Origin of the sequence: Salinivibrio kushneri, from assembly GCF_027286325.1 — a bacterium.
GTDB classification, from domain to species: domain Bacteria; phylum Pseudomonadota; class Gammaproteobacteria; order Enterobacterales; family Vibrionaceae; genus Salinivibrio; species Salinivibrio kushneri_A.
In genome coordinates, this window is the sequence record NZ_CP114588.1 from 1,285,748 (window position 1) to 1,299,092 (window position 13,345).

At 50.3% G+C, this 13,345-nt stretch carries 11 protein-coding genes; 7 read left to right on the plus strand and 4 right to left on the minus strand.

Features of this window, described 5'->3' with window-relative positions:
- The first annotated feature begins 199 nt into the window (after window positions 1-199).
- The gene (locus tag N8M53_RS06135; RefSeq protein ID WP_269579872.1) at window positions 200-1,570 is read left to right on the plus strand and encodes a YjiH family protein; all 1,371 of its coding nucleotides are present in this window, start codon (window positions 200-202) and stop codon (window positions 1,568-1,570) included.
- A gap of 180 nt (window positions 1,571-1,750) precedes the next feature.
- On the plus strand, window positions 1,751-2,392 hold the full coding sequence (locus N8M53_RS06140) for an esterase/lipase family protein (protein ID WP_269579873.1): 642 nt from the start codon (window positions 1,751-1,753) through the stop codon (window positions 2,390-2,392).
- An 18-nt stretch (window positions 2,393-2,410) separates the two neighbouring features.
- Here the strand turns inward: N8M53_RS06140 and N8M53_RS06145 are convergent, their stop codons facing one another.
- Both N8M53_RS06145 and N8M53_RS06150 read right to left on the minus strand, forming a co-directional pair.
- Window positions 2,411-3,688: a DASH family cryptochrome gene (locus N8M53_RS06145; protein ID WP_269579874.1), complete on the minus strand. Its 1,278-nt coding sequence runs from the start codon at window positions 3,686-3,688 to the stop codon at window positions 2,411-2,413.
- Between the two features lie 153 nt (window positions 3,689-3,841).
- Complete coding sequence (locus N8M53_RS06150; RefSeq protein ID WP_069361264.1) at window positions 3,842-4,174, minus strand: DUF3392 domain-containing protein; 333 nt, start codon at window positions 4,172-4,174, stop codon at window positions 3,842-3,844.
- Window positions 4,175-4,274: 100 nt separating this feature from the next.
- Between N8M53_RS06150 and N8M53_RS06155 the strand changes: the two genes are divergently transcribed.
- Window positions 4,275-5,216 (plus strand): Gfo/Idh/MocA family protein, encoded by a 942-nt coding sequence (locus tag N8M53_RS06155; RefSeq protein WP_269579875.1) that lies wholly within the window; start codon window positions 4,275-4,277, stop codon window positions 5,214-5,216.
- Between the two features lie 26 nt (window positions 5,217-5,242).
- Here the strand turns inward: N8M53_RS06155 and N8M53_RS06160 are convergent, their stop codons facing one another.
- Window positions 5,243-6,583 (minus strand): ABC1 kinase family protein, encoded by a 1,341-nt coding sequence (locus tag N8M53_RS06160; protein ID WP_269579876.1) that lies wholly within the window; start codon window positions 6,581-6,583, stop codon window positions 5,243-5,245.
- Between the two features lie 264 nt (window positions 6,584-6,847).
- Here N8M53_RS06160 and N8M53_RS06165 point away from each other — a divergent pair, with 264 nt between their 5' ends.
- The 4 genes from N8M53_RS06165 to N8M53_RS06180 all read left to right on the plus strand — a co-directional run bounded on the left by N8M53_RS06165 (window position 6,848) and on the right by N8M53_RS06180 (window position 11,941).
- A complete protein-coding gene (locus tag N8M53_RS06165; protein WP_269579877.1) occupies window positions 6,848-8,521 on the plus strand; it encodes a methyl-accepting chemotaxis protein in 1,674 nt (557 codons plus the stop codon).
- A gap of 164 nt (window positions 8,522-8,685) precedes the next feature.
- Window positions 8,686-10,434 (plus strand): formate--tetrahydrofolate ligase, encoded by a 1,749-nt coding sequence (locus N8M53_RS06170; protein WP_269579878.1) that lies wholly within the window; start codon window positions 8,686-8,688, stop codon window positions 10,432-10,434.
- A gap of 141 nt (window positions 10,435-10,575) precedes the next feature.
- The gene (locus N8M53_RS06175) at window positions 10,576-11,049 is read left to right on the plus strand and encodes an NYN domain-containing protein (RefSeq protein ID WP_077674883.1); all 474 of its coding nucleotides are present in this window, start codon (window positions 10,576-10,578) and stop codon (window positions 11,047-11,049) included.
- A 67-nt stretch (window positions 11,050-11,116) separates the two neighbouring features.
- Window positions 11,117-11,941 carry a Cof-type HAD-IIB family hydrolase gene (locus tag N8M53_RS06180; RefSeq protein ID WP_269579879.1) on the plus strand — a complete coding sequence of 275 codons (825 nt, stop codon included), beginning with the start codon at window positions 11,117-11,119 and terminating at the stop codon, window positions 11,939-11,941.
- 162 nt (window positions 11,942-12,103) lie between these two features.
- On the opposite strand, the gene N8M53_RS06185 is transcribed toward N8M53_RS06180, so the two are convergent.
- Window positions 12,104-13,332 (minus strand): IS3 family transposase gene (locus N8M53_RS06185; RefSeq protein WP_269578702.1). Its coding sequence is split into 2 segments (ribosomal slippage): window positions 12,104-12,981 and window positions 12,981-13,332, totalling 1,230 coding nucleotides; the frame shifts between segments, so codons are not numbered across the junction.
- Window positions 13,333-13,345: the final 13 nt, after the last annotated feature.

The window sequence follows — 13,345 nt, forward strand, 5'->3', positions numbered from 1 at the left end:
GTTGAACTATGAAACCACCAGTAGGCATGTGTAATCTGCTTCTAGGGTGTATTTATTCAGTATTTATGACTAAATAGTTATTTACATCCTGAGTGTGATTCGATAATCTGCATGCCAGTTAGTCACAGTGAGTGAATAATTAATCAGCATAGATGCTGACGCTCGCGGTGAGATAAATAAAAATTCAGGATTCAGACGTATGCAAAAAACTGACTCTCTCTCTACGAAGTCACCTTCGATGAGAAATATTCTGATGTTCGCAATCCCATCATTATTGGGGTTGTTCCTTTTTATGACGCCAGTCAGTTTCGGTGACAGTGTCACTATCCCGATTGCGGTGATGGCGAGCAGTGTCTTGGACTTACTAGGTAACAGTGCAACAGCGGTCGTCACTGCCTTAGTGGTGTTGAGTGCCGTCGTTTCAGTGTTGGTTACGCTGACCAAGCCTGCCGTTATCATGCGAAATGGCTTTCTTAATGGTTTGTTTAATGTCTCTCCGGTGTGGCTTGTCACCCGTGTTTTCGGTGCCGCCTTCATCGTGATGGCGTTTTATGGCTTTGGCTCGCCGGTGATCATGGGTGAAACAACGGGGGCTTTTGTGCTCAATGAGCTATTGCCTACCTTGTTATCTGTGTTTATTTTCGCTGGTCTATTACTGCCGCTACTGACTAGTTTCGGCTTGCTCGAGCTGCTTGGTGCTATTTTCACCAAGGTAATGCGTCCGTTATTCGGTCTGCCGGGGCGCTCTGCGGTCGACTGTGCCGCCTCTTGGTTGGGCGATGGCAGTGTCGGTATCTTGATGACCAGCAAACAATATGAGCAAGGTTTTTACACCCAGCGTGAAGCAGCAGTGGTCGGTACGACGTTCTCTGCGGTTTCAATCAGCTTTAGTTTGGTGGTGATAGCGCAAGTCGACTTGATGCACATGTTTGCTTGGTTCTACCTCACCGTTTGTTTAGCGGGGATTGCGGCGGCAATCATCGTGCCTCGTCTTCCTCCTTTGAGCTGGAAAAAAGATGCGCTTATCGATAACTCTGAACGTCAAAGCAATGACGAAGTCTTACCGGCTGGTCATAATACGCTAAGTTATGGGTTGCATTGTGCCTTGACGCGTGTCGAGAAAATTCGTTCGGTGAGCAGTGTGCTAAAAGAAGGCGTACAAAACGCCGTCGACATGGTGTTAGGGGTGTTACCGGTTGTGATGGCAATTGGTACTGCAGCATTGATGGTCGCTGAATACACCGATGTGTTTAGCATCCTAGGGGCGCCGTTTGTGCCACTGCTTGAAGTACTGCATATCCCGGATGCGGTGAAAGCGTCTGAGACCATGGTGATTGGCTTTGCTGATATGTTTATACCGGCCATTTTAGCGGCTGAGATCGACAGTGAAATGACGCGTTTTGTGATTGCTACGGTATCAGTCACCCAGCTGATTTATATTTCAGAAGTGGGTGCCTTACTACTGGGTAGTAAAATCCCAGTCAAGCTGTGGGAACTGTTCGTGATTTTCATTCTACGTACGCTGGTCACATTGCCTGTTATCGCGGGTATAGCCCATCTGATCTTCTAGTCGTGCACCGAGCACGTACGATGAATACGTGATGAAACCTTCAACGCCTCACTGTTTGTGGGGCGTTTTTTGTTAGTGCGTCCTCGTTATGGCGATGCAAGCCCTCTGTTGTCTCATCAGCTATGGGCAGCACGGGGCATGCATTGGTATGCTGGACTCAGACGGTTAACGGGGGGCGGGATGAAAATAGTCACTCTTCATGGGTTATACATGCACGGTGTGTTTTTAATTCCGCTGTGCGAGCGCTTGGAGAAACACGGCCATCAGGTGCTGAATGTTTCTTATAACACGCTCAACCCGGATCTGGATGGTATCACCGCTAAGATAGATGCCTTTGTTGGCGAGCAGCCCGCAATCTTGATTGGCCACTCGATGGGTGGACTCATTATTCGCCGCTACTTGGAACAGCGCACAGAGCAGGTCGATAGACCGACTCTCGATGTTCGTGCAGTGATCACCTTGGGCACACCGCATCAAGGCGCTAGGTTGGCACGTATTTTTGGCGATTTGGGGTGGGGCGGCTGGTTGTTTCAACGTAGCGAAGAGATGCTTATCCCTAACAAGGTCAAGCCCTGGCGAAAGCTTCCGCCATTACATAGCCTTGCTGGCGATTGCCCCTGGGGACCCGCCGCACTGTTGTTAAAAGACCAGGTTTGCGATGGCACTGTGCTGGTTGAAGAGACCAAAATTGAGGGCATGACTAGCCACGATGTGTACCCAGTGACCCATATTGCATTACTGTTTTCAAAGCGGATCAGTGATCGTGTGACTCAGTTAGTCGCTCAATATGAGTCGGCGGTTGTGTCAGCCGCCGAGGGTTAAGGTGATGGTTTTATAAGGTCACTTGAGTTCAGATGAAACGTGTTCCTCCACCCAAGTCTTAACAAATGTCCCATCGGGGTCATATTGCGCGGCTTGTTTGTCGAGGTTAAACCGGCGGCTGCCGCGCGGATCGGCGCCAACACCGGCTAGGTATTGCCAATTGCCATAATTGGCCGCTACATCAAAATCAATCAGTTGTTGTTCGAAGTACGCTGCGCCATAGCGCCAATCAACACCTAATTCATGGACTAAGCAACTGGCGACCAATTGTCGACTGCGATTAGAGAGCCACCCCGTTTGCTTAAGTTGGCGCATCGCTGCATTGACGATAGGAAAGGGTGTGGTGCCTTCGCGCCATGCCATAAAGGCTTCCGCATAAAAGGTCGTGAGAGGCCGTTTGTTGGCAACGCCTTTAAATGCAAAAAAACGGGCACCGTAGTGGTACAGCATCCATTGGAAATACTCGCGCCACAATAGCTCGAAATATAGCCAATAGGTGGACTCGTTCTTCTCGACATTGCGCTCATAGCGATCGAGCTCTGCAGCGACCCAGCGCACGGATAAACTGCCGTTGGCGAGCCAAGCTGACAACCTTGACGAAAAATCCCAACCATCCAAACCATTTCGCGTTTCTTTATAGCGCTGAATACGATGGGTATCCCATAAATAATGATTGAGCTGCGCGCGTCCGGCGATTTCACCGCCTTGATAAGGGGCTATTCGGCGATCAGACAGGGGCGCGGGGTCGGATTTTATCTCTTTGATGGGAGCTGGTAGGGACTCAGGCACTGGCAGCGGCAGGCGTGGCTTGATCCCCCGTTTCTCCACCGCTTTGCGAAATTGGGTAAACGTGGCTGGAATATCCGGTAAATCAAAAGGCAGCTGATGCTGAGTAAACAAGGTGTGAGCATCCGAGACGACCACTCGTTGGGGAAAGCGCTCGACCAGCGTATCAACCTGATGACGCTCGCGTGTCCCTGGGTGGTCGGTCACGCCAATAAGATCAAACGCGTGATCCATACACAAATTCGCCACCACCTCTAGCGGTTTCCCGGTGCGAATGATCAGTTTTTGTCCCATCGCATCCAGCGCGCGATGCAGCTCGGTTAAGCTTTGCCACAAAAACGCTTCACGTGGGGCACCGAGGTGCTTGCTTTGAAAGTGATCCGCGCGATACCAACTTGGATCAATCACAAACACGCAGGTCAGTTGATCGCAGCTCGAGGCTAAATTGGCGAGCGCAGGGTTATCATGTATTCGAAGGTCGTGGCGAAACCACATTAATCCGCGTTGCATACATCTCTCCTTTTTCTCACCAATACGCCAAGAGGCCGTCACCGGATTGCTTGATGTGTCTGGTTGGTGGACAATTCATCGACATCGGACGTAGCAAAGCCTCTCGCTTACATTATCCACTCAACGGTTGTGGGTGAGTGTAGGGGCTAGGAGCTAGATCTGTCGCTGGCGTTGTGCCCACATACCAATAAAAATAAAGGTCGCAACCAAGCCGGCAAAAAGCCAATGATCTGGCCACCCGCGCATTTGTCGTGCCAACCAAGGTGAGACGGCGATAATAAAAGCACCGTAACCAAAGGCATTGATCGCCACAAAAACGAGTGTGCGCACGATAAAATGATGGCCGGTGAGTAAACGGCGTAACGTCCGGTTGATATCATTACCAAATACCACCAACAGTGACGCGACAATCGCGACTGCAATATCACTGAGCCATGGTGTTAACCATGCGCCAGCTTGAGAAAACCAAGAGATTAAAATATTCATAACGATTTACACTGTGTAGAATGCGGCTAGGTTACTGATTTCTGCTAGCGACTTCCAGCGCGGACTTGGTGCGCGGGAACGCACGGTGTAAGGAGAAGGCATGAAGATCGCATCGATCGGGTTAGGGGACATTGCACAAAAAGCCTACCTGCCATTGATGGCCAACTGGCCGGGGCTGGAATGGGTATTGTGCAGCCGTGATAGCGCGAAACGGGCGGCGCTGGCCACGCAATATCGTGTGAGTGAGACCGCAAGTGATATCCACGAGTGCTTAGCCTTAGGGGTGGATGGGGTGATGATCCACAGCGCCACCGACTCGCATGCGGCCTTGATTCGTACCTGCATACAAGCTGGCGTGCCAGTATTTGTCGATAAACCTGTCGCCCCATCAGGCGCGGAGGTTGAAACCCTATTCAACCTCGCAGAGCAACAACAAACCCCCTTATTTGCCGGCTTTAACCGGCGTTATTTGCCGTTGCTCAACACCCACCTTAATGGTCAGCGCCCTGAAGATGAACTGGGCACACCGCTTTTATCACTGCGTTGGGAAAAACATCGTCATGCGTTGCCCGATGCACCACGTCGTTTTATTTTTGATGACTTTATTCATCCACTCGACAGTATAAACGTCCATGGTGACATCAATATTGATGACTTGGACGTGTTTGCACAATTTAGCGAGGGCTTGCTAGGGCGTTTAGATGTGCGTTGGCATCGCGATAATAGCTTGTTTGAAGCCAGCATGAACCGCCAGTACGGGGTCACTAAAGAAACCATTGCCGCGTCCTATCGTAACGAGTGCTATTTCTTTGATGGCTTCACCCGCGGTGAGCGCATGCAGGATAACGTGACCACACAGCTCACCTTGCCAGACTGGACCGGGATGCAAGCGAGCAAAGGCTTTGCCGCGATGCTCAGCCATTGGTTTGAGGTGGTCAGCGAAGGGCGGGTTGATGCTGCTTTAACCGCGCGTAATGTGGCGAGCCACTGGGCCGCGGAAGATTTGGTCGCCTATTGTGAGGCGCTGCGCGATAGCCCTTAGTCCCACGCGCAGCACGCTGTAGATGATTATACCTCCACCGGATTATCCGTATGTGAGTGGGTTAAATAAGGCAACAACAACTGGCGGACATTAAAACTGACGTTTAACTTGGCCGCCAGCAAATACAACCCGGCAATTTTACGATGTAAAAACAGCGCATCTGCTGGCGGTGTGTGCCAATAGCCTTGCTCCATACTCAGCGCCATCCCACGGTTGCGCAAACGCGTCGCCAAATCCGCTTCACCAAAGTTAAATGGCGCATCGGTTGCGATCGGCTCACAAGCCGTATTCACGAGCTCAAGTACACTGGCTTTTTGCTCAGGCAAGATGTGATCGGCAAAAAAGCCAATTTGTCTTAAAGCCGCCTCAATACTCGCGTTATCTTTTTCGATCGCCGCTAAAAATAGTTTGCGATAGCCATCGGTAAACGTCGTTGCATACTGACGGGTGGCACCAAAATCGAGCAACACCACACGCCCAGTGTCTGGTTGATACAAGTAATTGGCAAAGTTGGGGTCGGTTTGCACCTCACCGAATACAAACACCTCTTCAAACAGTAACTGGAATAATCGACTGATCACGCGGTGGCGAACGGTCGCTGAAGCCTTATCAAGCCGCTCAATCGGCTCTCCCGCCATATAGCTCATGGTAAGAATACGATTTGAGGTAAGGGGCGAATGTACCTTAGGCACCACCAAGCCATTGGCCTCTTTTAAATGGGCGCCAAACCGTATCAGCGCTTGTGCCTCTTTGCGGTAATCGGCTTCATCATGCAGTTGTTGCTTGGCTTCATCGAGCAAAGCTTGGTAGTTGGCTTCTTTGGGAATCAGGCCACTTAAGCGCAGTAGGGTGATCACATTATCCACATCACTATTAATGCTGTCTTTAATGCGCGGGTATTGCACCTTTATCGCCACTTTTTCACCGGCATCGGTGTAGGCTTCGTGCACTTGGCCAATCGATGCTGACGCGATGGGCGAAAAGCGAAAGTGGGTGAACTCAGCCTGCCAATTATCGCCCAGCTCTTCATTGAGCACCGCTTTGAGCTGCGCCGGTGGCATGGGCGTGGCGTTATTACGCAAGCGGGCGAGCAGCTCACTAAGCTCGGGTGGGATTAAATCTCCTGCATCCATCGACAACAATTGACCCACCTTCATTGCCGCCCCGCGCAAATCCGCCAGTTTGTCCGCCACGTGAGCAATATTGGCCGGCGACATCACCAAATCTTTACGACTCGGCCGATTGCCTTGGGCAAACTGTTTAGTACCTTCCCACGCCACATTCGACGCCACCCGTCCCGCTAAAGAGGCCAGTGCACCAAAGCGAGAAAACTTACCATGCGGCACTTTACGATTTTTCATAGCCACCTCCTGGATCCCCCTAAGAATACGGGATAAAGAGCAGAATGGTTTGCTGGAGGCTCGTTCCCATATCTCAATGCATAGCGCGTACGTTCTGCTTCAACGCATCACTACGATGTAAACTCTCACCGCTTACATTGCACTCCAACCCTTGTCACAGCTTCGGTGACTCAATTGCGTTTAGATCAAAGAAAACAGCGGTTTATATTTTTGACTGTCTAGCTAAGTAGTAGCATTTGCTTACAAAATTAGTCTGTAGGGTAATTGCCAATGAAGCTGATGTTTAAAACCAAAATACTCCTGCTCGCGGTAGTGCCGCTTATCGCCTCGATATTAATTATGAGCACAGTCACCGCCTACAACGAGCACGAGCTTATTGAAGATAACATTGCCACGTTTCGGGAAAAATTAGTCAACGAGCGCAAAAAACAACTAAAAGAAGTCACCCAGGTGGCGGAAAACATCGTTAAGCGTATTAACCCAGGCACCAGTGATATTCGCTTGGACGAGGTGAAAACGGCGCTCACTGATGTGCAGTTTGGTGACGCGGGTTACTTTTTTATCTACAACAAACAGGGGATCAATGTGTTTCACCCTGTTAAGCCTGCGCTTGAAGGGAAAAACCTGATTGATTTTACCGATCCAAAAGGTAATAAGGTAATAAAAGGATTGCTCGATGCCGCACAGCGGGGTGATGGCTTTTTCAATTTTATGTTCGAAAAGCCTGGCACCGACCAGCTGATTGATAAAATTGGCTATGCGGTGATGGTCAATAACGGTCAGTGGTTACTCGGTACGGGTGCTTACACCGATGACATTGAGCAAGAGGTCGCAGCTTATCGCACCGACGCAGAGCAAACTCTGGATGCGCAAATTTTCCGTTTAACCTTGCTTGGGCTAGGCACGGTGGTGATTACCGGTTTATTGGTAAGTTGGTTTGCGCAGCGTATTGGCAAGTCGGTGAAACACATGCTCGACAAACTCAATGATATTGCCAGTGGCGAGGGCGATCTCACCCAGCGCTTGCATGTGCACGGGCATGATGAAATTGCCCAACTGGGTCATGCGTTTAATCGCTTTGTTGAGAAGCTGCAGCAGACCATTCAGCGCGTGGCACAAGTGACGGCCCAAGTAAACAATACCGCCAGTGATATGGCTCAGCAAACATCCGCGGTAGCACAAAAGCTACAAACCCATGATAACGAGACCGAGCAAGTGGTTACCGCGGTAACAGAAATGAGCTCCGCTGCGCAGGAAGTGGCACAGAACACCACTCAGGTTGCTGATGCCGCGACGTCTGCCACCCAAGATGCACAGAATGCACAGGCGAAAGTGCGTGAATCAGAGGCGTCGGTTGAGCGTTTGGTCGCGAAAATGAGTGAATCGAGCGGGCAGGTGGATCAGCTTAAAGCCCAGTCGGATAAAATTACCTCGGTACTGTCCGTGATTGGTGAAATTGCCGAGCAAACCAATCTGCTGGCGCTAAACGCGGCGATTGAAGCGGCCCGTGCGGGCGAGCAGGGCAGAGGCTTTGCAGTGGTGGCTGATGAAGTGCGCACCTTGGCCAGTCGTACCCAAACCAGCACTCATGAGATCCGTGACATGCTTGATGGTCTGCATGTGCATGTGGATAGTGCAGTCAACACCATTGCCGACAGTGATCAAGAGTGCCAAAGCATGGCAACGATTTCATCGGAAATTGGCGAGCGAATTACCTCGGTGAGTGCCGCGTTCTCGCAAGTAAACGATATGACCTCGCAAATTGCCAGTGCAGCATCAGAGCAAACCACGGTGACGGAAGATATTCACCGTAACCTAATATCAATACGCGACATTGTCGCCAGCTTACTAAACGCGAGCGAGACGTCGTCACACGCGGCGGAAGAACTGAGTTCGCTCGGGCAAGATCTCGATACCTTAGTAGGGCAATTTAAAGTCGCCTAAATAACGCCTAACTCACTCCAAAGCGTGCGTAGGTGCGTGACAGGATAAAAACGTTAAAAGGACGCTTACCGTAAGCGTCCTTTCGCTTTACAATGGTTATTTTAGCGGTATCATGCTCACGCAAACGTTTGCTTAATTGTCTTGTGCGCTATTGAGAGGATTTCATGCTGTCTGATGTCGAGATCTGCCGTAACACCACACTCGCCCCCATTTCTATCATTGCCAAGCAAGTTGGCCTCCTTGACTCAGAGTTTAAAACGCAAGGTAGCTATAAAGCCAAAATATCTCTCGATTGTTTAAAGCGTCTTGCGCCGAAGCGAACGGGGAAGTTAGTTCTGGTCACCGCCATCACTCCCACGCCCTTGGGTGAAGGCAAAACCGTCACCACGGTTGGCCTGGCGCAAGGCTTGGCGAAGCTGAATCATTCTGTGACGGCGTGTATTCGTCAGCCTTCGATGGGACCCGTATTTGGTGTGAAAGGCGGCGCGGCAGGGGGCGGTTATTCGCAAGTGGCTCCGATGGAGGAGCTAAACCTCCACCTGACGGGAGATATTCATGCGGTGACCGCGGCGCACAATTTGGCAGCTGCGGCCATTGATGCGCGCATTTATCACGAGCAACGTCGAGGCTACGACGATTTTGAGGCGCGTAGTGGCTTAAAAGCGCTAAAAATAGACCCAAGTCGCGTGGTATGGAAGCGGGTGATGGATCACAACGATCGCGCCTTGCGTATGGTGACTGTGGGCAAAAACGCGCCTGGCAAAACCATCAACGGCTACGAGCGTGAAGGCGGGTTTGATATCTCGGCCGCCTCCGAGCTAATGGCGATTTTGGCGTTGGCGAGCGATCTTCGCGATCTGCGTCAGCGCATCGGCCGCATAGTGTTGGCTTATAGCCATACCGGTGAGCCGATCACCACCGAAGATTTGCAAGTGGCCGGCGCGATGGCGGTCAGTATGAAAGAAGCGATTGAACCCACCTTGATGCAAACCCTAGAAGGTGTGCCGACACTGATTCACGCCGGTCCGTTTGCCAATATTGCCCATGGCAATTCGTCGATTATCGCCGATAACATTGCGCTTAAGCTGGGTGATTATACCGTCACCGAAGGTGGCTTTGGCTCGGACATGGGATTTGAAAAAGCCTGCAACATTAAAGCGCAAGCATCCGGTAAAGCGCCAGACTGTGCAGTGATTGTGGCGACATTGCGCGGCTTAAAAGCCAACTCGGGTCACTACAATTTACAGCCTGGTCAGCCTATGCCCGACGCGCTCTTTACGGATGATAATGAGGCATTAGTAGCAGGGTTCGAAAACCTCAAATGGCATATCAATAATGTGACTCAATATGGTGTGCCGGCGGTGGTGGCGATTAATCGCTTTCCACAAGACAGTGATGCGGAGCTTGCGGCACTCAAGGCGATGATTGAAGCGCTGCCCAACAAGGTGCGGGTAGCGATCAGTGAAGGCTTTGCCCAAGGTGGCGAGGGTACGCGTGAACTGGCGGAACAAGTGGTCGCGCAATGTGAAACCAATGCATCATTCTCGCCCTTGTATCACGCCCAGCAAAGCTTGGAAGAAAAACTAATGGCGGTTGCGGAAGTTGGTTATGGCGCGGGAAGCGTGACGTTAAGTGACACCGCGAAACAGCAACTGCAACAATTTAAAGCGCAAGGATATGACGGCTTGGCAGTCTGTTTGGCGAAAACGCCACTGTCTATTTCAACCGATGGTGCGATAAAAGGCGCTCCCAAAGGCTTTGATGTACCGATCCGCGAGTTGAAATTATGCGCGGGTGCCGGATTTGTCTATGCCTTATGTGGCAACGTGATGACCATGCCCGGTCTACCGGAAAAACCAGCGTTTATGAACCTTGACCTTGATGATGAGGGTAATATTGTTGGGTTAAGTTAATGATACTAACCCTCGCGAGAGCCGCTGTTATCAGCGGCTTTTTTGTTTGTGCTAGATGCGGCCACGTTTGTGATTGTCGTCACGGTCGCGTGATGTGGTATCCTCTCTGGCTTCAATTCTCCCACCGACTGTGAGCCTGACTTGAAAAAAATCGCGGTTTTTGTCGACGTTCAAAATATCTATTACACCACACGCCAAGCCTACGGGCGTCAGTTTAATTATCGCCAGTTGTGGCAAACCCTCAATGATATGGGGGAGGTGGTAACCGCGTATGCCTACGCCATTCGCCGCGATGACGATCAGCAAATCAAATTTCAAGATGCCCTTCGCCACATTGGCTTTACCGTCAAGCTCAAACCTTATATTCAACGCGCCGATGGCAGTACCAAAGGCGATTGGGATGTAGGGATTGCCATTGATGTGATGGAAGCCGCGCCCGAGGTTGATACCGTGGTGCTGTTATCCGGCGACGGAGATTTTGACTTGCTGATGAATAAAATTCGCGCGCGCTATCACACTGAAGCGATAGTGCTTGGTGTACCTTCCCTCACGGCTAATTCCTTGGTGAACAGTGTTGATCGCTTTATTGCGATTGAAGACGATATGTTGTTGTAGGCACGGCGTTTAGTCTGCGGTTCTGGGACAATTTCTGATTTTATTTTGATGTTGAAGTGAGTAAACGATGTACAAATTAATCGCCCTAGATATGGACGGCACCTTGTTAAACAGCGAAAAAGCAATATCTGCTGAGAATAAGCAAGCCATTGCCCGTGCGCGTGAGAAAGGTGTGGCTGTGGTATTGGCGTCCGGTCGGCCGCTTGAAGGCATGCAACCTAAGCTAGATGAATTGGGAATCGGGTCGGATCAAGACTTTGTGCTTTATTACAATGGCTCGATGGTGAAAAACGTGGGGACCGATGAGGTGATCTTGCAAAAAGGGCTAGACGGCAAAGCCGCGAAAGCGCTGGCTCGGCACGCCGAGGCTCTGGGTGCCTACGTGCACGCGTTTAGTACTGAATATGGTTTGATTACCCCGGCACAGAACCCGTATACCGAAATTGAAGGCAAGATCAACGGCCTAGATATTACCGTGATGGATTTCGAGACCTTAAGCGATGATCATCCGATTATCAAAGTGTTGATGGTGGCAGAGCCAAGCAAGTTAAACGAAGTGATCAGTGCGTTACCATCCGCGCTACGCGAGGAATTTACGGTCGTGCAAAGTGCGCCTTTCTTCCTCGAGTTTCTAAACCCTGCGAGCAATAAAGGGGCGGGGGTGGCCGCCATTGCAGCGCATCTAGGTATTCAACCCGATGAAGTGATTTGCATGGGCGATGCTGAAAATGATCACGCAATGTTGGAATACGCCGGCCTTGGCATTGCGATGGCGAATGCCATGGAAGCAACCAAGCAAATTGCGGATTACATTACCGAGAGCAATGATGAGCACGGTGTGGCCAAAGCGATTGAAAAGTTTGTGTTAGCCGCGGATAGCGCCGTAGCGTAAAACGAACAAGCATGAATCAATGGGGCGGGTGTTTGTGCCTGCCTCGTTTTAATTTCATGTTATTGATGGTGTCGTTTACTGATGTGGCGTGAGCCTATCTTGCTTTAAAGACGACAGATAGCGGTATTCGCGGTGTCTCGTCCTAAAATAGGTTGACAGTTTTTAGGCCAGCTCCAGTAGCTGGCCTTTTCTATTATGCACCTGATTGGGGGTTGTCATACTTAAACTCAGGTGCGGTCTCATTTCGTTGTATATCGCTATCGATTCTTTTACCAGTACTTTCAGCTCTGCCAGTGTCTTACACCGGTACAGTAAAAACTCCTGCTTCAGTATGCCATTGATTCTTTCCGCTAACGCGTTTTGGTAGCAATCATAACCATCCGTCATCGACGACTGGATTTGACTCTCCTGTAACGCATTCTGATAAACGGCTGAGCAGTATTGCGAACCTCGGTCTGAGTGATGTACCGCATTGCCGATATAGCGCTTATCTTTGACGGCCATTTTCAGCGCTTTCACTACATTGTCTACTTTCATATCTTCGCTCACGTGATAACCCACTATCTTGCGTGAACTGGCATCGGTCACCAGTGACAGGTAATGCACACCTTGGTCTGATTCAACATAAGTTATGTCGCTAACCAGTACATGCGCAGCATCATGTAGTCCGTCTTCTTTTAGCAGGTTAGGATGTTTCTTCATCCAGTGCTTACTACACGTTGTTTTTGTGTAGCTTTTCTTGGGTCTAACCAGTAAACCTTCACTTTTCAGATAGCTAAAAAACCCGTCTCGCCCTAGTTTAATGCCATGTTCAACTAGCTTGGGCTTTACCAACGCGTAGAGCTTACGCGCCCCTAACCTCGGCATATATTTACGCCAGTATTGGACCCAGTCTTTGATGATTGATAGTTCAGCTCTTCGGCTTTCCATTCGAGCAACGGCTTGGTAGACACCTTGTCGAGAAACGCCTGCGGCACGACATGCCGACGCTAACTTGATTTTGCTTTTGGCTTTGGCTTGCCAGATGTACCGGATAAGTACTTTTTTCTGAGGCCGGCTCCGTACTCATTGTCCATGATATCGACCATACCGTTGAGGATTTGGTTACGCAGTTTCTCTTCGGCTAACTCACGCTCAAGGCGCTTGATAGTTTCGGCTGGGGTTTCTTTTGAATGTGGCATAAGGGGATGCTGAAATGGTTTCGACCAATCGAGTCTACCATGTTTTCTGAGCCAGACGAGCACCGTTGAGCGGCCCTGAATACCAAAACGGGCTTGCGCTTGTTTGTAGGTCATTTCACCTTTTTCAACACGCTCAACAACGCCTAATTTAAAGGCTAAGGTGTAATCACGTTGCGTACGCTTACGGCTTGAGTTACTTGATGTTGTCATAAAGAAGTCCTCT

Bases quoted from the DNA above. Each gene is read 5' to 3' on its own strand.
- N8M53_RS06135 (WP_269579872.1), top strand. From the start codon at position 200: ATGCAAAAAACTGACTCTCTCTCTACGAAGTCACCTTCGATGAGAAAT.
- N8M53_RS06180 (WP_269579879.1), top strand. From the start codon at position 11,117: ATGTACAAATTAATCGCCCTAGATATGGACGGCACCTTGTTAAACAGC.
- N8M53_RS06145 (WP_269579874.1), bottom strand. From the start codon at position 3,688: ATGCAACGCGGATTAATGTGGTTTCGCCACGACCTTCGAATACATGAT.
- N8M53_RS06170 (WP_269579878.1), top strand. From the start codon at position 8,686: ATGCTGTCTGATGTCGAGATCTGCCGTAACACCACACTCGCCCCCATT.
- N8M53_RS06150 (WP_069361264.1), bottom strand. From the start codon at position 4,174: ATGAATATTTTAATCTCTTGGTTTTCTCAAGCTGGCGCATGGTTAACA.
- N8M53_RS06140 (WP_269579873.1), top strand. From the start codon at position 1,751: ATGAAAATAGTCACTCTTCATGGGTTATACATGCACGGTGTGTTTTTA.
- N8M53_RS06155 (WP_269579875.1), top strand. From the start codon at position 4,275: ATGAAGATCGCATCGATCGGGTTAGGGGACATTGCACAAAAAGCCTAC.
- N8M53_RS06165 (WP_269579877.1), top strand. From the start codon at position 6,848: ATGAAGCTGATGTTTAAAACCAAAATACTCCTGCTCGCGGTAGTGCCG.